At 65.6% G+C, this 18,388-nt stretch carries 19 protein-coding genes; 9 read left to right on the forward strand and 10 right to left on the reverse strand.

The window, feature by feature from the left end; all coding sequences use genetic code 11:
• Positions 1-1,485, forward strand: a 1,485-nt coding sequence (locus tag IVB32_RS32110) for a gamma-glutamyltransferase (RefSeq protein WP_247412660.1), incomplete at its 5' end; no start/stop codon positions are given.
• A gap of 2 nt (positions 1,486-1,487) precedes the next feature.
• On the opposite strand, the gene IVB32_RS32115 is transcribed toward IVB32_RS32110, so the two are convergent.
• From IVB32_RS32115 to IVB32_RS32130, 4 genes are read right to left on the reverse strand one after another with little or no spacing between them, the layout of a single operon-like run.
• Complete coding sequence (locus IVB32_RS32115) at positions 1,488-2,774, reverse strand: FAD-binding oxidoreductase (protein ID WP_204513709.1); 1,287 nt, start codon at positions 2,772-2,774, stop codon at positions 1,488-1,490.
• 12 nt (positions 2,775-2,786) lie between these two features.
• A complete protein-coding gene (locus IVB32_RS32120; RefSeq protein ID WP_018455692.1) occupies positions 2,787-3,518 on the reverse strand; it encodes an amino acid ABC transporter ATP-binding protein in 732 nt (243 codons plus the stop codon).
• Positions 3,515-4,168, reverse strand: coding sequence for an amino acid ABC transporter permease (locus tag IVB32_RS32125; RefSeq protein ID WP_018455693.1), 654 nt, complete (start codon positions 4,166-4,168; stop codon positions 3,515-3,517). The genes IVB32_RS32120 and IVB32_RS32125 overlap by 4 nt, the downstream gene beginning before the upstream one ends.
• 30 nt (positions 4,169-4,198) lie before the next feature.
• A complete protein-coding gene (locus IVB32_RS32130; protein WP_018455694.1) occupies positions 4,199-4,957 on the reverse strand; it encodes an ABC transporter substrate-binding protein in 759 nt (252 codons plus the stop codon).
• 181 nt (positions 4,958-5,138) lie between these two features.
• Here IVB32_RS32130 and IVB32_RS32135 point away from each other — a divergent pair, with 181 nt between their 5' ends.
• Entirely contained in the window at positions 5,139-5,795 is a 657-nt protein-coding gene (locus tag IVB32_RS32135; protein WP_018455696.1) for an XRE family transcriptional regulator, read from the forward strand.
• A 105-nt stretch (positions 5,796-5,900) separates the two neighbouring features.
• Here the strand turns inward: IVB32_RS32135 and IVB32_RS32140 are convergent, their stop codons facing one another.
• Together IVB32_RS32140 and IVB32_RS32145 are read right to left on the reverse strand one after the other, a co-directional pair.
• Positions 5,901-7,166: a D-amino acid dehydrogenase gene (locus IVB32_RS32140; protein WP_247372446.1), complete on the reverse strand. Its 1,266-nt coding sequence runs from the start codon at positions 7,164-7,166 to the stop codon at positions 5,901-5,903.
• 69 nt (positions 7,167-7,235) lie between these two features.
• The gene (locus IVB32_RS32145; RefSeq protein WP_247372444.1) at positions 7,236-8,564 is read right to left on the reverse strand and encodes an aspartate aminotransferase family protein; all 1,329 of its coding nucleotides are present in this window, start codon (positions 8,562-8,564) and stop codon (positions 7,236-7,238) included.
• 149 nt (positions 8,565-8,713) lie between these two features.
• Here IVB32_RS32145 and IVB32_RS32150 point away from each other — a divergent pair, with 149 nt between their 5' ends.
• Complete coding sequence (locus IVB32_RS32150; protein ID WP_007600574.1) at positions 8,714-9,262, forward strand: cupin domain-containing protein; 549 nt, start codon at positions 8,714-8,716, stop codon at positions 9,260-9,262.
• A gap of 140 nt (positions 9,263-9,402) precedes the next feature.
• A complete protein-coding gene (locus IVB32_RS32155; RefSeq protein ID WP_018455699.1) occupies positions 9,403-9,555 on the forward strand; it encodes a hypothetical protein in 153 nt (50 codons plus the stop codon).
• Between the two features lie 42 nt (positions 9,556-9,597).
• Here the strand turns inward: IVB32_RS32155 and IVB32_RS32160 are convergent, their stop codons facing one another.
• From IVB32_RS32160 to IVB32_RS32170, 3 genes are read right to left on the reverse strand one after another with little or no spacing between them, the layout of a single operon-like run.
• On the reverse strand, positions 9,598-11,853 hold the full coding sequence (locus tag IVB32_RS32160; RefSeq protein ID WP_247372442.1) for a xanthine dehydrogenase family protein molybdopterin-binding subunit: 2,256 nt from the start codon (positions 11,851-11,853) through the stop codon (positions 9,598-9,600).
• Positions 11,840-12,901: a xanthine dehydrogenase family protein subunit M gene (locus tag IVB32_RS32165; protein ID WP_247372440.1), complete on the reverse strand. Its 1,062-nt coding sequence runs from the start codon at positions 12,899-12,901 to the stop codon at positions 11,840-11,842. The genes IVB32_RS32160 and IVB32_RS32165 overlap by 14 nt, the downstream gene beginning before the upstream one ends.
• Positions 12,898-13,395 (reverse strand): 2Fe-2S iron-sulfur cluster-binding protein, encoded by a 498-nt coding sequence (locus IVB32_RS32170; protein WP_204513706.1) that lies wholly within the window; start codon positions 13,393-13,395, stop codon positions 12,898-12,900. The genes IVB32_RS32165 and IVB32_RS32170 overlap by 4 nt, the downstream gene beginning before the upstream one ends.
• 241 nt (positions 13,396-13,636) lie before the next feature.
• Here IVB32_RS32170 and IVB32_RS32175 point away from each other — a divergent pair, with 241 nt between their 5' ends.
• Positions 13,637-14,278: a TetR/AcrR family transcriptional regulator gene (locus IVB32_RS32175; protein WP_247372583.1), complete on the forward strand. Its 642-nt coding sequence runs from the start codon at positions 13,637-13,639 to the stop codon at positions 14,276-14,278.
• Between the two features lie 53 nt (positions 14,279-14,331).
• A complete protein-coding gene (locus IVB32_RS32180; RefSeq protein WP_247372437.1) occupies positions 14,332-14,739 on the forward strand; it encodes a DUF4864 domain-containing protein in 408 nt (135 codons plus the stop codon).
• Here IVB32_RS32180 and IVB32_RS32185 read toward each other — a convergent pair.
• On the reverse strand, positions 14,736-16,001 hold the full coding sequence (locus IVB32_RS32185; protein WP_247412661.1) for an MFS transporter: 1,266 nt from the start codon (positions 15,999-16,001) through the stop codon (positions 14,736-14,738). The genes IVB32_RS32180 and IVB32_RS32185 overlap by 4 nt on opposite strands.
• A 176-nt stretch (positions 16,002-16,177) precedes the next feature.
• Here IVB32_RS32185 and IVB32_RS32190 point away from each other — a divergent pair, with 176 nt between their 5' ends.
• The 3 genes from IVB32_RS32190 to IVB32_RS32200 all read left to right on the forward strand — a co-directional run.
• Positions 16,178-16,600, forward strand: a complete 423-nt coding sequence (locus IVB32_RS32190) for a hypothetical protein (protein WP_247372433.1) — start codon at positions 16,178-16,180, stop codon at positions 16,598-16,600.
• Positions 16,601-16,679: 79 nt separating this feature from the next.
• Positions 16,680-16,964, forward strand: coding sequence for a hypothetical protein (locus IVB32_RS32195; RefSeq protein WP_018455708.1), 285 nt, complete (start codon positions 16,680-16,682; stop codon positions 16,962-16,964).
• Between the two features lie 9 nt (positions 16,965-16,973).
• On the forward strand, positions 16,974-18,388 hold a 1,415-nt coding region (locus IVB32_RS32200), incomplete at its 3' end, for a TolC family protein (protein ID WP_247412662.1).

Raw genomic sequence — 18,388 nt, forward strand, 5'->3', positions numbered from 1 at the left:
CAAGTGCTGGCGGCGGGCGGCGACTGTGTGGACGCGATCGTCGCCACCACCTTCGCGCTTAACGTGCTGGAGCCCTGGAACAGCGGCATGGGCGGCGGCGGCGGGATGGTGCTCTACCGTGCCGCGGAAAATCTCTACGAGGTGATCGACTACGGCATGTGCGCGCCGCAAAGCCTGCGCGCCGCCGACTATCCGCTCAGCGGCGAAGGCGCGGCTTCCGACCTGTTTCCCTGGCAGCGGGTGAAGGACGACCGCAACATCCACGGCCCCGGCTCGATCGCCGTGCCCGGCGTCGTCGCCGGCATGGAGGAGGCGCATCGCCGTCACGCCAGGCTGCCGTGGAACGATCTGGTCGCGCCGGCCGTCGCCCTCGCCGGCGAAGGCCTGCTGGTCGATTGGTGGACCACGCTGACGATCGCGGCATCGGCGTCCGATCTTCGGCGCTATCCCGCGAGCGCGACAACGTTCCTGAAGGACGGCCTCCCGCCGAGCGCGCCGTGGGGCATCAAGTCCGAGACGCGGCTGCCGCTGGACACGCTGAAGGCGACACTGGCGCACCTCGCCGACGCCGGTCCGCGCGATTTCTACCAGGGCGACCTCGCCAGGAGCATCGCGTCCGACATCAAGGCTGACGGCGGCGCGCTATCGGTGGAGGACCTCGCCGCGTTCCGAGCCCATCTGCGCGATCCGCTGGCGATCCCCTATCGCGGCGGCAAGGTGTTTGCGACACCGGAGCTGACGGCCGGACCGACCATGGCGCATGCGCTGCGCCTGTTGCAGCAGAACCTGAAGCCGGGAAGCGCGCCCGATGCGGGCGCCTATGCCGAATATGCCGCCGCGCTGCAATCGGCCTATCGCGAGCGGCTCAAGGATATGGGCGATGCCGACGGCAAGCGCTCGCTCGGCGCGGACTATCTGGCGCCCGCCTGCACCACGCACTTCTCCGTGGTCGACCGCCACGGCAACATCGCGGCGGTGACGCAGACGCTGCTGTCGTCCTTCGGCTCGAAATACGTCACGCCGCACACCGGCATCGCCATGAACAACGGCATCATGTGGTTCGACCCGAAGCCAGGCACCACCAACTCGCTCGCCTCTGGCAAGCGCTGTCTCACCAACTACACGCCCGTCATCGCCGAGGCCAAGGACGGCAGACGGCTCGCGGTCGGTGCCTCCGGCGGTCGCCGCATCCTCCCGTCGGTGATGCAGATCGTGTCGTTTGCGATGGATTTTGGCATGGATCTCGATGCCGCAATCCATCAACCGCGCATCGACGCCAGCGAAGGCGCGATCGTGATCGGCGATACCAGGTTGCCGGCGGACACACGCGAGACGCTCGCGGCGCGATTCGACTATGAGGAAGCGCGGGTGCAGTCCTTGCCGCAGAAGTTCGCCTGCCCGAGCGTCGTGATGCGCGACGGCGACACCAATTCCGGCGCGGTCGAGATCTTCCAGCCCTGGGCCGACGCGGTGGCGGAGGGCTGAGCCTAGATCCCCAGCCGGTCGCGCAGGCGACCAGCGATCACTGCCGTCGTCACGCCGACCGGCCAGAAGGCATGCATCGGGATCGGCTTGATGCCGGTGACGGGCATGTCGAGCTCGGCCTTGGCGCCGCCGATCAGACGCCGCGCGAGCTGCGCGCCCATCGCGGTCGAGAGCGCGACGCCGCGACCGTTGCAGCCGAGCGAGATCAGGATGTTGTCCGCGGGCTCGTGCACGTGCGGGTAATGATCCGCGGTGATGGCGAGCCGGCTGTTCCAGCCATGGGTCCAGGCCACGCCCTTGAGCTGCGGCCATAGCCGTTCGGCGTATCGCATGAGATAGGCGACGTCGCGCGGCGAACTGATCCAGCGCATCGGGCCGCGGCCCCCCATTAAGAGGCGGTTCTGCTGATCGATGCGGTAATAGACGGTGATGTGGCCGCTCTCGTAAAGGACGGGACGCGTCGGCATGATCGAACGGGCCACGTCGTCAGAGAGCGGGGCCGTGGCCGCGATCGAGGAAAACACCGGCACGATGGTGCGGCGAAGCGCCGGCCAGAGATCGTCGGTAAAACCGTTGGTCGCGAGCAGCACCTTGTCGGCATGCACCACCGCGCGCGGCATTTCGATGCGCCAGCGGCTGCCCTCGCGACGGAGTGATAGTGCGGGTGTTTCGCCGTGCACCTTCGCGCCTGCCGAGATTGCAGCACGCGCGAGACCACGGGCGTAGCTGAGCGGATGCAGATCGCCGCCGCGCGCATCCAGCATGGCGCCGATATAGCGATCCGTGCCGGTCATCCCGCGCAATTGCTCGCGATTGAGATACGACACCGGCATTCCGCGGGCGATACACTGTTGTGCGGTTTTCTCGATGGCGGCCGCGCTGGCCTCGTTATAGGCCGCGCGCAACGTACCGTTCTGCCGCGCTTCGCACGGGATCTGGTAACGGCGGATCAGATCATGCGTAAAATTCGTGGTGCCGTAGGAGAAGTCGATCATGCGGCGGCCGAGCTCAGCGCCGAAATCGGCCTCGATCTGATCGGGGTCGTGCTTCAGTCCCGGATTGGTGTGGCCGCCATTATTGCCGGATGCGCCCCAGCCCGGCTCCTGCGCCTCCAGCACCAGTGCCTCGACACCCTGCTCCGCCAGGTGCAACGCCGTGGACAGGCCGGTGTAGCCGCCGCCGACGATCGCGACCGAGACCGTCCTGTCGACGTCGAGCGGCGGCGTAGTCGGCGGCACGACGGCGGTGTCGGCGTAGAGGGACGGCGGCAGAGGCAGGCGCGTGGTCATGGCGAAGACCGGTCAGAGCGGATGCAGCACGCGGCGCAAAAAGTCCTGCGTGCGCGGATGCTGGGGTTGATTGAGCAGCGACTTGGCCGGCCCCTGCTCGACGATGACGCCGCCGTCGATGAACAGCACGCGGTCGGCGACGTCGCGGGCAAAGCCCATCTCATGGGTGACGACGACCATGGTCATGCCGTCGTCGGCGAGCTTGCGCATCACGCCGAGAACGTCGCCGACCAATTCAGGATCGAGCGCCGAGGTCGGTTCGTCGAACAGGATGGCCTTGGGCTGCATCGCCAGCGCCCGTGCGATCGCGACGCGCTGCTGCTGGCCGCCGGAGAGCTGGGGCGGATGCTCGTTGGCTTTCTCGGCAAGGCCCACCTGGGCGAGCAGCGCGCGGCCACGCTCGAATGCGGCAGCGCGTGGCTCCTGCTTCACATAGAGCGGACCTTCAACCACGTTCTCCAGCACCGTCCGGTGCGGAAACAGATTGAAGCGCTGGAACACCATCGAGACCTGGGTGCGGACTTTCACGATCGACGGCGCGTCGCGGTCGACCTTCAATCCCTCGACGCTGATCTCGCCGCGGTCGTAGCTTTCGAGACCGTTGATACAGCGCAAGATGGTGGACTTGCCGGAGCCGGAGGGGCCGACGATGCAGACCACCTCGCCCTTCTGGACGGACGCCGTGATGCCCTTGAGCACCTCGTTCGCACCGAAGCTCTTGTGGACGTCGGTCAACTCGATCATTTCTTGCCGGCCCGCTTCTCGAAGTGACGGACCAGCAGGATCAGCGGAATGCTCATGGTGAGATACATCAGCGCGACAAGCGTGAACACGTTGGTGTTCTTGAAGGTCGAGGACGCGATCAGCTTGCCCTGAAGGGCGAGCTCGGCGACCGTGATGGTCGAGGCCTGCGAAGAGTCCTTCAGCATCATGATCATGACGTTGCCATAGGGCGGCAGCACGATCCGCACCGCCTGCGGCAGCACGACCCGGCGCATGGTCAGCCACCAGCCCATGCCGATCGATTGCGCCGCCTCGATCTGCCCTTTGTCGATGGCCTCGATGCCGGCGCGGAAATTCTCCGCCTGATAGGCCGAGTAGGCGATGCCGAGCCCGAGGATCGCGGCCTGCAACGCGGACAGGGTAACGCCGAGATCGGGCATCACGAAATAGAGGTAGAACAACAGCACGATGATCGGAATGCCGCGGATCACGTTGATCAGGCTGGCGCTGAGCAGCGACAGGACGCGGATGCCGGAGACCCGCATCATCGCCCAGACGAGGCCAAGAACCGTCGAAAGCAGCAGCGAGCCGATGGTGACGACGATCGTCAGCGCGACGCCGCTCATCAGGATCGGGAAGAATTCGGCCGCGTCGTGCCAGAAGCCTTTCATCGATCAGCTTTCATCGATGGCCTCTGCCGATCAACCCTGTGCCTTCAGACCCCATTTATCGAGGATCTTGTCGATGGTGCCGTTGGCCTTCAGCTTGGCGAGCGAAGCGTTGATCTTGCCGAGCAGCGCGGCCTCGCCCTTGCGCACGCCGATGCCCACCGAGCCGACGGTGACGGGCTTGTAGCCATCGACCAGGCGCACCTCGGGGAAGCCGCCCTGCTTCAGATTGTAGGCGAGGATCGGATAGTCGGCGTAACCGGCCTTGAGGCGGCCGGTGTTCACGTCGCGCAGGATGTCGGGGATGGTGTCGTAGGCCTTGACGTCGGCGAACAGGCCGGACTTCTTCAGCGCGTCGACGAAGGCGGTGCCGACCTGAGCGCCGACCGTCTCGCCCTTCAGATCGTCCTGGGTGGCGTAGGCCTTGGTGTCGCTCTTGGGGACCACGAGGCCTTCGCCATAGGTGTAGATCGGGTCGGAGAAGTCGACGACCTCCTTGCGCGGCGCTGTGATGAACATCGCGGCCGCGATGATGTCGATCTTGCTTGATGTCAGCGACGGGATCAGGGCCGAGAACTGCATCGGCTCGATCTGCACGTTGAAGCCGGCATCCTTGCCCACTTCAGTGACGAGATCGACCATGATGCCCTGGATGCTATTGGTCTTGGTGTCGAGGAAGGTGAAGGGAATGCCTGTCGGCGTCGAGCCGACCTTCAGCACTTGCTGCGCCGAAGCCGGCGCTGCTGCGGCAATCGCGAGTGCCGCGAGCGCGGCCAGACCAAAACGCTTCATCGCATCCCCCTTGGGCCCGACCGATGGCGGCGCTCGCAAACCTCGTTCATCGCAGACGTTGCGGGCAAAGCCGTTTCGGCCTATTTTCACCAGTATGAAAATTTGGTCACACTTCTGCGGCCGATGCAAGTGGTTTTCATGCACATGAAGGAAGCGGTTTGACGTGAGCGGTGGCAAGAGAATGCACAGGCCGGCCGCCGCAAAGCCGGTGAAGAAGGTGAAGGTGAAAGCCTCCGCCCGGGCTATCGCCAAAGCGGCCGAGCCGGCGATGGATGTTGCGGTCGGCCGCCGCATTCGCGATCTCAGGCGCATCAGGCAATTCTCGCTCGAGACGGTCGCCTCGCGCACGGAGCTGTCGATCGGTTTCCTCAGCCAGATCGAGCGCGGACTGTCGTCGCCGTCGCTGCGCGTGCTGGCCACGCTCGCCGACGTGCTCGGCGTCGGCATCGCCGCGCTGTTCGGCGCCAGCCCGAACGCCGACGGTGCACCAGATCAGGTGGTCACGCGCGGACTGCAGCGGCCCGAGCTGAAGCTCTGGCGCACCGGCGTGTCCAAGCAGTTGCTGAGCCCCGCCAGCCCCGACAACCGGCTCAACCTGTTCCTGGTGCATCTGGAGCCGGGCGGCTCCACCGGTGACGAGCTCTACACCCATGACGGCGAGGAAGCCGGCCTCGTTCTCGAAGGCGAGATGATGCTGACGGTGGACAGCGAGACGTGGTCGCTGAAGACGGGCGACAGTTTTCGGTTTGCAAGCCGTCGGCCGCACCGGTTTTCAAATCCAGCCAATGACGCGAAGGCGGTGGTGCTGTGGGTGAATTGCGTGACGGGGACGGCGTAGCGCAGCCGTCATTGCCAGCGAAGCGAAGCAATCCACATTCTCACCGCGGAGACACTCTGGATTCCTCGTCGCGAGAGCTCCTCGCAATGACGGGAGGATAGAGTCTTAGCCAAACCGGTACTTGTACCGGTCCACTGTCAGCGCACTCACATCAATGTCCGGCTTCTTGCCTGACAGCATGTCGGCGAGCACGCGGCCGGAGCCGCAGGACATGGTCCAGCCTAGCGTGCCATGGCCGGTGTTGAGGTGAAGGTTGGCGTATTGCGTCGGGCCGATCACGGGCGGGCCGTCCGGCGTCATCGGGCGCAGGCCGCTCCAGAACGTCGCCTTGGAGAGATCGCCGCCTCGCGGGAACAGATCGGTCAGCGAGTGATCGAGCGTGGCGCGTCGCGCACCATAGAGCTGGCTCGAGAAGCCGGAGATTTCGGCGGTGCCGCCGACGCGGATGCGATTGCCGAGGCGCGTGATGGCGACTTTATAGCTCTCGTCCATCACCGTCGATTCCGGCGCGCCGGAAGCGTCCTTGATCGGTACCGTGATCGAATAACCTTTCACGGGATAGACTGGCAGCGAAATATCGAGCGGCGCGACCAGCCGCGACGACCAGCTTCCGAGCGCGAGCACGTAAGCGTCTGCCTGCAACATCCCAGCGCTGGTCGCGACGCCGCTGACGCGCGCCCCGTCGGTGACGATGCGGTCGATGCCGGTATTGAACATGAAGCGCACGCCGAGCGCTTCGGCATGCTTGGCCAGTGCCTGCGTGAACATGTGGCAGTCGCCGGTCTCGTCCTGCGGCAAGCGTAGTCCGCCCGCGACCTTCTCTTTCACGCCCGCCAGAGCCGGCTCGGCCGCGATGCAGCCCTCGCGGCTCAACACCTCGAACGGCACGCCGTATTGCTTGAGCACGGCGATGTCCTCACCGGTGCCGTCGAGCTGGGCCTGGTAGCGAAACAGCTGCAGCGTGCCCTGCGAGCGCTCGTCATACTGGATGCCGATGTCGCGGCGCAGGTCGCGCAGGCAATCGCGGCTGTATTCCGCGATCGGAATCATCCGGCTCTTGTTGATCGCGTAGCGTTCGCTGGTGCAGTTGCGCAGCATCTTGAGCAGCCAGACCCACATCACGGGATCGAGCTTCGGCCGGATCACCAGCGGGCCGTGCTTCATCAGCAGCCATTTGACCGCCTTCACCGGGACGCCGGGACCGGCCCACGGCGAGGAATAGCCGGGCGACACTTCGCCGGCATTGGCAAAGGAGGTCTCGAGCGCCGGTTCGGGCTGACGGTCGACAACCGTCACCTCATGGCCGGCACGCGCGAGGTAGTAGGCAGAGGTGACACCGATGACACCGCTGCCGAGGATCAGAACTTTCACGCTTGGTCAAACTCCCGCGGCATCACGCTCGCCGCTGCAAGAGGAACTCGGCAACGGCGAGAGCAATTATCAGGCCACCTGCTTGATGGCGTCGCCGAGGATCGACACGATATCGTCGATGTGGCTCTTCTCGACGATGAGCGGAGGCGACAGCGCAAAGCTATCGCCACTCATGCGGAAGTACAGCCCGCGATTGAAGCAGTCGACCATGACGTCGTAGCCACGCACGCCGACGGTGCCGTCACGCGGCGACAGCTCGACCGCGCCCATCAGGCCGCAATTGCGGATATCGACGACGTTAGGCAGGCCCTTCAGCGAATGCAGCGCGTCGCGCCAGTATTCAGAGATCGAAGCACCGCGCGTCAGCAGGCCTTCATCCTTGTAGATGTCGAGCGTCGCGATGCCCGCGGCGCAGGCGACCGGGTGCGCCGAATAGGTGTAGCCGTGGAACAGCTCCATCGCGTTCTCCGGGCCGACCATCAGGCCGTCGTGAACCTTGCGGCTCGCAAACACGGCGCCGCAGGGAACGGTGCCGTTGGTGATGCCCTTGGCCGTCGTCATCATGTCAGGCGTGACGCCGAAGAAGTTGGCGGCGAACGGCGTGCCGAGGCGGCCGAAGCCGGTGATGACCTCGTCGAAGATCAGGAGAATACCGTGCTTGTCGCAGATCTCGCGCAGGCGCTGGAGATAGCCCTTCGGCGGCGGCAACACCGCGGTCGATCCGGGCACTGGCTCGACGATGACGGCGGCGATGGTCTCGGCGCCATGCAGGGCCACCAACCGCTCGAGATCATCGGCGAGCTCGGCGCCATGCTCGGGCTGATCCTTGGCGAAGGCGTTGCGGGTGAGATCGTGGGTGTGGCGGATGTGGTCGACGCCCGGCAGCAGGGTCGCGAAGGCGCGGCGGTTGGCGACCATGCCGCCGACCGAGGTGCCGCCGAAGCCGACGCCGTGATAGCCGCGCTCGCGGCCGATCAAACGGGTGCGGCTCGCCTGGCCGTTGGCGCGGTGATAGGCGAGCGCGATCTTCAGCGCGGTGTCGACCGACTCGGAGCCGGAATTGGTGAAGAAGATGCGATCGAGACCCTTCGGCGCGATCTCGGCCAGACGCTCGGCGAAGTCGAATGCCAGCGGATGGCCCATCTGGAACGACGGTGCGAAGTCCAGCGTCATCAGCTGGCGCTCGACGGCGGCGGCGATCTGCTTGCGGCCGTGGCCGGCATTGACGCACCAGAGGCCGGCGGAGGCGTCGATCACCTTGCGGCCGTCGACGGTGGTGTAGTGCATGCCCTCGGCCGAGGAGAACAGGCGCGGCGCCTTCTTGAATTGCCGGTTGGCCGTGAACGGCATCCAGAACGAGTCGGTCTTGATGGTGTTCGGAATCTGATGAAGGGTCACGGGCCACGCTCCTTTGCTGACCTGCTACCAGAGGCACGGCTTGAATAGCGCAACAAGTCCTTTTCTGAGAGGCTGCAAGCCATTGATTTAACTGGGGCTGCCGGTCCATATTTGCGCGATCCGCAACACCTGCAACACGGGACAGGGACATGAGCGTCGATATCGGTGGACGGCTGCGATTCATCCGGGCGCGCCAGAAGCTGTCGCAGCGCGAACTCGCCAAGCGCGCCGGCGTCACCAATTCGACGATCTCGCTGATCGAATCCAACCAGATGAACCCGTCGGTCGGCGCCCTCAAGCGCATCCTCGACGGCATTCCGATGGGGCTCGCCGAATTCTTCGCGCTGGAGCCGGAGAGCCGGCGCAAGATATTTTACCGCGGCGAAGAGCTGACCGAGGTCGGCAAGAAGCCGATCTCCTATCGGCAGATCGGCGACAATCTGTTCGGTCGCAGCCTGCAGATTCTGAAGGAGCGCTACGAGCCCGGCAGCGACACCGGGCGCGTTCACCTCGTCCATGACGGCGAGGAAGGCGGCATCGTGATCTCGGGAAAGCTCGAAGTCACCGTCGAGGACGAGCGCCGCATCCTCAATCCGGGCGATGCCTATTACTTCGAGAGCCGGCGTCCGCATCGCTTCCGCTGCGTCGGCGGCAAGCCGTGCGAGGTGATCTCGGCCTGCACACCGCCGACATTTTGAAGTTATCCGCGATCCTACGGAGCCACCGGTATCTTACGGAGCTTGAGCCATCTCAATTTCCGCAGCCTGATCCTCTATATATTTCGAGCCATAGCCAAGCAGCCTCCGCTTTCCGGAGCCGCTTCGTAACAGGGCTCGCTATGAAGATCACGCTCGCAAATGCAGAGGCCGCACTCGATGAAGTGCAGCGCGACAACGACAAGCTCCATTCGGAGGAGCTGCGCAAGGCCATCGCGAACTACATCGAGTCGCAGCGAGAAGCGCTCAAGGCTCTTCGCAAGAAGCTGCACTAGCAGGCGGAGAGCGAGACGGCCTCGCCCGCCGCTGCTTAAAGGCTACGTCAGCAACTCCTCGATCCGGATCGGGAAACGGCGGACACGGACGCCCGTCGCATGCCACACCGCGTTGGCAACCGCGCCCGCACTGCCGGTGATGCCGATCTCGCCGACACCCTTGATACCGAGCGCGTTCACGTGCGGGTCGTGCTCATCGACCGTGATCACGTCGAGCGGCGGCACGTCGGCATTCACCGGGATATGGTACTCGCCGAGATTGGCGTTCATGATCCGGCCCGTGCGGCGGTCGGTGATGGCTTCCTCGTGCAACGCGAAGGACAGGCCCCAGATCATGCCACCGAACAGCTGGCTCTGCACCATACGCGGGTTGACGATGCGTCCCGCGGCGAAAGCGCCGACCATGCGGGTGACGCGGACCTGGCCGAGCTCGGGATCGACCTTCACCTCCGCGAACACCGCGCCGTGGGCGTGCATCGCATACTCCTCCATCGCCGCCGGATTCGGCGCGCCCGTGCCGCGCGCCTCGAGCTCGGCGACGCCGGCGCGCGCGAGAATCTCGGAATAGCTTTCGCCGCGGCTCTCGTCGTCGCGCCGGATCAACCTGCCATCGCGCGCGATCACGCCGGCATTGCCGGCGCCAAACAGCGGCGAGCGCTCATCGTTGGTGGCGAGATCGGCGAGTTTTGCAATCACGGCCGCGCCTGCGCTGTGGATCGCGGCACCCGCGGTTGCCGTGTGTGCCGAGCCGCCGGCGATGCCGGCATCGGGCAGGTCGGATGAACCCGCCTTGAACTCGACGCGGTCGATATCAAGCCCCAGTTCGTCGGCCGCAATCTGCGCCAGCGCCGTCCAGGCGCCCTGCCCCATGTCATGCGCGCCGATTTCCATGGCGCCGGAGCCGTCGCGGCGAAGCACTGCGCGTGCCTCGGCCTGGAACATCAGCGCCGGGAACGTCGCGGTGCCCATGCCCCAGCCGACCAGAAGGCCATCGTCGTCGCGCATCTGCCGCGGCTGGAGCGATCGCTTCGCCCAGCCGAAGCGCGCCGCTCCCTGCTCGTAGCAGGCGCGCAATGCCTTGGACGAGAACGGCTTGCCGGTGATGGGCTCGACCTCGGCATAGTTCTTCAGACGAAAGGCGAGCGGATCGATGCCGCAAGCCCACGCCATCTCGTCGATCGCGCTCTCTAGCGCGATCGAGCCGGTGGCCTCGCCGGGCGCGCGCATGAACAACGGCGTGCCGGTGTTGACGCGCACGGCATCATGCGAGGTGCGGATCGCGGGCGCCGCATAGAGCGTGTGCGAGGCATCAGCCGCGGGTTCGTAGAAATCGTCGAACGTGCTCGACACGGTCCTCGCATGGTGATCGAGCGCGGTCAGGCGCCCCTCGCCATCTGTGCCGATGCGCAGCCGCTGCCGCGTCGGCGCGCGATGGCCGACCGGGCCGTACATCTGCTCACGGCGCAGCACCAGCTTGACCGGTTTGCCGACGAGCTTTGCCGCCATAATGCCGAGCACCGGAGGGCCGGCCATGAGCCCCTTCGAGCCGAACCCGCCGCCGAGGAACGGGCTGCGGATGTGGATCTTGTCGTGTGCGATGCCGAACAATTCGGCAACGCGCGCCAGCGACAGCATGAGACCCTGGGTCGGCATGTCGATCTGCAGACTGTCGCCGTTCCAGGCAGCCACGATCGCATGCGGCTCCATTGCGTTGTGATATTGCGGCGGCGTTTCGTAGATCGCGTCGATCCGCTTGTCGGCGGAGGCAAGCCCCGCCTCGACATCGCCGCGGTGATTTTCCGTGGGGTTGCCGACACCGACGACCGGCGGCACGAAGCTTTCACCCGCATCGAGGCCGATGAGCGCGGGCAGCGTCTCGTAGCGCGGCGCCAGCAGCGCCGCGCCTTCCGTCGCCGCCTCCAGCGTCTCGGCGATCACGACGGCGATAGGCTGGTTGGCGTATCGGACCTCATTGCTCTGCAACACCTCCATCCGGAACACGAATGGATTGGTCTTGATCTCGGGGTCGATCGCAAGCTCAGGCTTGTGGTCTGACGTCATGACATCGACGACGCCGGGGTGGCGCTTGGCAGCGGCGACATCGAGCGAAGTCACGCGACCGCGCGAAATGCTGGAAACGGCCATCACCGCAAACAGCATGCCGGGCGGATGATTGTCGGCGGCGTAGGTCGCCTGGCCCTTGACCTTGAGGACCCCGTCGCGGCGGGTCAGCGGCTGGCCGATGTTCGAGCCGTGGCGCAGATGAGCGGGCGCGCTGGTGAGATTAAGCTCGGGCATGAATGGCTCCGGACGTCGAGGCAAAGGGAGAGGCCGGCAGCGCGGGGATGCGCACGGGCGTACCGGCGGCGGCGAGGCTCAGCGCGCGTACGACGATGCGGCGCGCGAGCTCGATCTTGAAGGCGTTGTCGCCGGACGGTTTTGCGTCGGCGAGCGCGCGCGAGGCGGCTTCCTGGAAAGCGTCCACCGTGGGCGCGACGTTCCTGAGCACATCCTCCGCAGCGCGGGCGCGCCAGGGCTTTGCGGCGACACCGCCGAGCGCAAGCCGCGCCTCCGCGATCTTGCCGTTCTCGATCCGCAGCGCAGCGGCAGCCGAGACGACGGCAAACGCGTAGGACGTTCTGTCGCGGACCTTGAGATAGCGCGCATGAGCGGCAAAGCCGCGCGCAGCGGGCGGCAGGCGCACCGCGACGATGAGATCACCCGGTTCAAGCGCCGATTCACGCTCGGGCGTATCGCCGGGCAGGCGATGCAATTCGTCGAGCGCGATCTCGCGCCGCCCGTTCCTGCCCTCAATCTCGACGATGGCGTCGAGCGCAACCAGCGGCACGCAGAAGTCGGACGGATGCGTGGCGATGCAGTTTTCGCTCCAGCCGAGCACGGCGTGGGTGCGGTTCTCGCCGTCGCGAGCGTCGCAGCCGCTGCCGGCCTCGCGCTTATTGCAGCGACTTGCGGTGTCGTAGAAATAGGCACAGCGCGTCCGTTGCAGCAGATTGCCGCCGATGGTCGCGGCGTTGCGCAGCTGCGCCGATGCGCCGGAGAGTAGCGCTTCGGCGACGGCCGGATAGGCCTTGGCAAAATCTGCGTCATGCGCAAGATCGGCGTTACTCACTAGTGCGCCGATGCGGATACCACCGTCGGCGAGGCGCTCGACCCGATCGAGTCCGTCGAGATGGGTAACGTCGACCAGACGATCCGGACGGCTGACGCCGCCCTTCATCAGATCGAGCAGATTGGTGCCGGCGGCAAGATAGGCGGCGCCCGGCTGCGTCGCGGCGGCGACGGCCTCGGCAACCGTGGCCGGCCTGACGTAATCAAATTGCTTCATGCGGAGCGCCTCTGATTGGATTCGTCCATGCCGGCCTGCGCGTCGAGCACGGCATCGACGATGCCGGCATAGGCGCCGCAGCGGCACAGATTGCCGCTCATGCATTCGCGAATGCGCTCGGGATCGTTGCCGGCCTGCGCCTCGCTCATCATGCCGATCGCGCTCATGATCTGGCCGGGCGTGCAGAAGCCGCACTGAAATCCGTCATGGGCGATGAAAGCGGCCTGCACGGGGTGAAGCTGGTCGCCGCGCGCCACGCCCTCGATGGTGAGAATGTCGGCGCTGTCATGACTGATGGCCAGCGCGAGACAGGAGTTGATGCGCTTGCCGTCGACGAGAATGGTGCAGGCGCCGCATTGGCCGCGGTCGCATCCCTTCTTGGTTCCGGTCAGATGGAGGCGCTCACGCAGGAGATCGAGCAACGTGACGCGCGGATCGTCGAGGACGAAGTCGCGCCGTGCACCGTTCACGGTGAGGCTGATGGAGTGGTTCATACAAGGCTCCGATCAGGTATAGACATGAGTGATCGTGCAGCGCGCCACCGCCGTGGCCGCCGTCGATTCCGCGCCGTCCGAATATCATCCGAGCCAGCGTCTTCAGCGAAGATACGGAGGCAGCCTCCGCTTAACAAGGGCCGGCGGGAAATATTTGGAATTCGTCAAAAGCCCGTGCGCATCAACGCGATGCAGCCCCACAAGGGTTCAATCTAACTAATTCGTGATCTACATTGCCTGGATGGACGAGCACACCGACCAGACCCGCAAGCCCCGCGCCGATGCCGTGCGCAATCGCGAGCGCGTGCTCGAGGCGGCCAAGGCCGTGTTCAACGCGGGTGGTCCGGAGGCGAGCCTGGAGGCCGTCGCAAAACGCGCCGGCGTCGGCATCGGCACGCTCTATCGGCATTTCCCGACCCGCGAGGATTTGTTCGAGGCGGTGTACCGGCGCGAGGTCGAGCAGCTCAGCGAGCTCGCCGAGCAGTTGAAGAACGCCAGTGACCCGGTCGACGCGCTCAGGCGCTGGCTGCGCTCAGGAGTCGAATTCGTTGCCACCAAGAAGGGCATGGTGGCAGCCCTGGCACTCGCGGTGCAGAGCGGGTCGGAGTTGCATGCCTTTTCCTTTGAGCGCCTGACCAAGGCGATCGGCTCGCTGCTCGATCGCGCAGCCGCGGCCGGCGCGATGCGCGCGGACATCAGTCCCGAGGACTTGCTGCGCGCGTTCTTCGGCATGTGCTACATGCACGACCAGCCCGGCTGGCAATCCTCGGTGCTGCGGATGCTCGACGTGTTCGTTGACGGTTTGCGGGTGCAGCCTGCCATGAAAGCCAAGGTCCGCGCGTCCGCCAAGCCTGCGAAGCCGGCTGCAAAGCGGAAGCGATAGCCCGCGAGATGTGCTAGGATCGGCGCCGCCGGGATTTCAACGCGGAGCTTGTCATGCGCATCGCCGCCTTGCTGGTCTTTCTCAGTGTCGCCTTCGGTCCCATCTCAGCGCGCGCCGACGATGTCGCGACGGCACAGAGTATCATCCGCGCCCAGGAGCAGGCATTCGGCCGCGACGACGCGCGCGGGGCCTATTCCTACGCCGCTCCTGCGATCCAGGAGATCTTCCCCGCGCCCGACATCTTCATGTCCATGGTGCAAAACGGCTATCCGCCGGTCTATCGGCACAAGAGCTTTGAATTTGGCGACAGCAAGAGCGAGGGCAGCCGGATTGCCCAGCACGTCCATATCATCGATGCCAATGGCGAGGCCTGGGAAGCGCTCTACACGCTGGAGCAGCAGCCGGACGGCAGCTACAAGATCACGGGTTGTTCGCTGCTGAAGGCGGGACAGGCAGTCTAGGTCGCAAAACCCGGACCGGTCCTGACTGCATTGATCCGCGAGCGGATCAGCAGCGTCAAGACGATGCCGATATTGAGCGCGTTCCACGCCACGCCGTTGGCGAACGCCGCGGCGTAGGAACCTGTCGCATCGAAGATGACGCCCGAGACCCAGCCGCCGAAGGACATGCCGAACACGGAGGCGAAGATCACGATGCCGACGCGGGTTGCGGCCTCGCTCGCCGGCATCGCCTCGCGCACGATGATGGCATAGCTCGGCACGATGCCGCCCTGGAACAGGCCGAACATCGCGGAGATTAAATAGAGCGAGGTCAGGCCGTCGAAGAACAGATAGAACACGAGTGCAAAGCCTTGCGCCACCGCACCGATCAGCAGTGTGGGGATGCCGCCGATCTTGTCGGCGAGGTAGCCGGAGCCGATCCGGCTGACGATGCCGCAGGCCATCATCAGCGACAGCATCTCGGCGCCGCGCGCCACGCCATATCCGAGATCGCCGCAATAGGCGACGATATGCACCTGCGGCATTGCCATGGCGACGCAGCAGGAAATGCTGGCGATCGAGAGCAGCACCGTCAGCGTGTTGGTCGAGAGCTTGAGGTCGACCCGCGGCGGCGCTGCATTGGCATGATCGTGAACCTTGTCGTCGCCCATCTGCGCGCGCAGGACCAGCACCAGGATGGTCGTCAGGCTGACGCAGACGAGGCCGATGCCGATATGAGTGAAGCGCCAGCCGATCGTCTGCATGCCCGTGCTCACGAGCGGCGGCCACATCGTGCCGGCGACATAATTGCCGCTGGCGACGATCGTCACGGCCAGGCCGCGATAGCGCTCGAACCAGTGCGAGGCCTCCGCCATCAGCGGCGCAAAGGTCGCCGACGTGCCGAGCCCGATCAGGAAATACGCCGCCACGAACTGCCAGAGCTGGGTCGACAGACCCGCCAGCACATTGGCGACCCCGAGGAAGGCAATGCTGATCGCCATAGCCGCCACGATGCCGAAGCGGTCGGTGATCCTGCCGGCGATGACGCCGCCAAGCCCGAAACCGAACATCATCAGGGTGAAAGCCAGCGACACCGCGCCGCGCGTGGCGGAGAATTCGGCCTGCACCGCGGGAATCATGACGACGATCGCCCACATGCCGACACCGCCGATCGAGCCGATCAGAAGCGCAATGACGAGGCGCATCCAGGCCTGACGCGAATCAGGGGTGAATGCTTCGGGTGTTTGTCCTAACTGATTTGGTGCGTGCACGGGCGGGACCATGGCCCGCGGATCACCACAGGGTCAACCATTGTGGCGCGATATTGGGCATGCACGGTGCACTGCGGTAAGATGGAGCTTGGCGAACGCGCGTTTTGTCATTATTTTGCAAATCAGCGCATGCAACACGGCGGCGCGGAGAGCATGTCGGCGGAATGTTGCTGCGATTGACACGATCGATGCGGATCAAGGTGGGGCGCTTCATTGCCTTCGCCTATCTGTTCTGCGTGATCGCGCCGGCCGCAAGCCTCGCCTGGGGTAGCGCTCCAGCACCGTGCCTCGACGACGCGCTTCTCGCCGACCGCGTGCCGGTGCATCACCAGATGCAGGCCGGCCACACGCATGACGGCGCCTCGCATGACCACGCCAGGCCGCATGCGCATCATCAGGGCGCCGTGCAGGACGCGCCCCCCACCCCTCATCATCACGGCGGCAAGGGTACGGCGGGACCGTGCTGCGCGATGATGTGCGTGAGCGCGCTGCCGGCCGACCTGCCCAGCGTCGCAAAGTCGCTTCAGCCGGTTTCCGCCTGCTCGCCCGAGATCGTGGCCAGCCTGCACAGCGCGGCGCCGCCCCTGCACTACCGCCCTCCGATCGCCTGATCTGACGCGCGACGACGTCAGGCCGAGCGCGCATCCGCGCGCGCGCACCTGTGGTCTCCAGACAGATCAGGGATGACTCATGCTTACGCTTTCCGGGGCGAAGTCCGCCGCTGCATCCGCGGCGCGGGGACGACACTTTCGATTCAATTGGCCGCTGCTGGCCGCGACGGCCTTGGCGTTGTCCGGCTGCATGCCGGCAACGATACAAGTCGCTGGCGCTGATCCTGCCGATCCCGCGGCCAAGATCGCGCGCGCCGGCTATCGTTCGACGATTGCGCCCTACACCAGCCTGCGGCCCGCGACGCCGGCACCATGGCGCGAGCGCAACGAGAGCGTCGCGCCGCAGCTCAAGCAAGACCGGTAGGAGCGCGCCATGACACATCGTCTCGCGCTAAGCCTGCTCGGTCTCACCTCGTTTGGACTTGCAGGCTGCGCCGCCTTCTCGCCGGACAGCGGCATGAATGCCGTCTCGGAGCTGACGAGCCAGACCATCAACAAGGATGTCGCCTTTGTGCGAACAACCGAAGGAGCCGGCGCGGTCGACGCGCGCGTTCGCCAGCTGCTGTCGCGAACACTCAGCATCGAGACCGCCGTGCAGATCGCACTGCTCAACAACAAGGGGCTTCAGGCCGCTTATAACGAGCTGGCGCTGGCCGAGACCGATCTCGTCGAGCAGAGCCTGCCGCCCAATCCCGTGTTCTCGGTCTCCCGGATCTCGGGCAACGGCGCCAGCGAAATCGAGCGTCAAATTGTCGGCGACATCCTCGCGCTCGCCACCCTGCCGTTCCGCTCGGAAATCGCCCGCGACCGTTTCCGCCAGGCGCAATTGCGCGCAAGCCTGGCGACGTTGCGGCTTGCCGCCGATGTCCGCCGCGCTTATTGGCGCGCCGTTGGCGGCAACGAGATGGTGGCGTTGCTGACGGATGCGAAGGCGACGGCGGAATCAACCGCGCAGCTCGCGGTCAAGCTCGGCGAAACTGGCTCGATCAACAAGCTCGATCAGGCCCGAGAACAGGTGTTTTACGCCGAAACCACCGCCGACCTCGCCACCGCGCGACAGACGGCGACGAGCGCGCGCGAAAAGCTGGCGCGCCTGATGGGGCTGTGGGACGGCGGCCTCGACTTCCGGCTGCCCAATCAACTGCCGCCGCTGCCGCGCCGGCCGCAGGCTTTGCCGTCGATCGAAGCCGACGCGGTCGCCCATCGCATCGACCTGCAGATCGCGCGGCTCGAGCTGAGCGCGCTCGCAAAGTCGCTGAACCTCACGGAGGCGACGCGCTTCGTGACACTGCTCGATCTTGCCGGCATCTCCCGCCGGACCCGGGATCCGGAAGGCGCGCCGTTCCGCGAGCGCGGCTTCGACGTGCAGTTCCAGATCCCGATCTTCGACGGCGGCGAGGTGCGGGTGCGGCAGGCGGCGGAGACCTACAATTTCGCCTTCAACCGGCTGACCGAGCGCGCCGTGAATGTACGCTCCGAGGCACGCGATGCTTATCGGGTCTATCGCTCCGGCTACGACATCGCCAGCCATTATCAGCGCGAGATCATCCCCTTGCGAAAAATCATCACGGAGGAGATGCAGCTCCGCTTCTCCAGCATGCAGGTCGATATCTTCGCGCTGCTCACCGAGGCGCGGCAGCGGCTCGCGTCGCTGCGCGGTGCAATCGATGCCAGGCAAAGATTTTTCCTTGCCCAATCCGACTTGCAGACCGCCGTCAATGGCGGCGGCGCGCCTGCTGACGGCGACAATTCAACCACTCTCGCCGCGGCAGCGCCTGCCGATGGCGG

The organism is Bradyrhizobium sp. 23, from assembly GCF_023073295.1.
Classification (GTDB): Bacteria; Pseudomonadota; Alphaproteobacteria; order Rhizobiales; family Xanthobacteraceae; genus Bradyrhizobium; species Bradyrhizobium canariense_D.

Bases quoted from the DNA above. Each gene is read 5' to 3' on its own strand.
- IVB32_RS32120 (WP_018455692.1), bottom strand. From the start codon at position 3,518: ATGATCGAGTTGACCGACGTCCACAAGAGCTTCGGTGCGAACGAGGTG.
- IVB32_RS32195 (WP_018455708.1), top strand. From the start codon at position 16,680: ATGCTTACGCTTTCCGGGGCGAAGTCCGCCGCTGCATCCGCGGCGCGG.
- IVB32_RS32160 (WP_247372442.1), bottom strand. From the start codon at position 11,853: ATGCCCGAGCTTAATCTCACCAGCGCGCCCGCTCATCTGCGCCACGGC.
- IVB32_RS32155 (WP_018455699.1), top strand. From the start codon at position 9,403: ATGAAGATCACGCTCGCAAATGCAGAGGCCGCACTCGATGAAGTGCAG.
- IVB32_RS32130 (WP_018455694.1), bottom strand. From the start codon at position 4,957: ATGAAGCGTTTTGGTCTGGCCGCGCTCGCGGCACTCGCGATTGCCGCA.
- IVB32_RS32125 (WP_018455693.1), bottom strand. From the start codon at position 4,168: ATGAAAGGCTTCTGGCACGACGCGGCCGAATTCTTCCCGATCCTGATG.
- IVB32_RS32190 (WP_247372433.1), top strand. From the start codon at position 16,178: ATGCGGATCAAGGTGGGGCGCTTCATTGCCTTCGCCTATCTGTTCTGC.
- IVB32_RS32170 (WP_204513706.1), bottom strand. From the start codon at position 13,395: ATGAACCACTCCATCAGCCTCACCGTGAACGGTGCACGGCGCGACTTC.
- IVB32_RS32185 (WP_247412661.1), bottom strand. From the start codon at position 16,001: ATGGTCCCGCCCGTGCACGCACCAAATCAGTTAGGACAAACACCCGAA.
- IVB32_RS32180 (WP_247372437.1), top strand. From the start codon at position 14,332: ATGCGCATCGCCGCCTTGCTGGTCTTTCTCAGTGTCGCCTTCGGTCCC.
- IVB32_RS32150 (WP_007600574.1), top strand. From the start codon at position 8,714: ATGAGCGTCGATATCGGTGGACGGCTGCGATTCATCCGGGCGCGCCAG.
- IVB32_RS32165 (WP_247372440.1), bottom strand. From the start codon at position 12,901: ATGAAGCAATTTGATTACGTCAGGCCGGCCACGGTTGCCGAGGCCGTC.
- IVB32_RS32135 (WP_018455696.1), top strand. From the start codon at position 5,139: ATGCACAGGCCGGCCGCCGCAAAGCCGGTGAAGAAGGTGAAGGTGAAA.
- IVB32_RS32175 (WP_247372583.1), top strand. From the start codon at position 13,637: ATGGACGAGCACACCGACCAGACCCGCAAGCCCCGCGCCGATGCCGTG.
- IVB32_RS32115 (WP_204513709.1), bottom strand. From the start codon at position 2,774: ATGACCACGCGCCTGCCTCTGCCGCCGTCCCTCTACGCCGACACCGCC.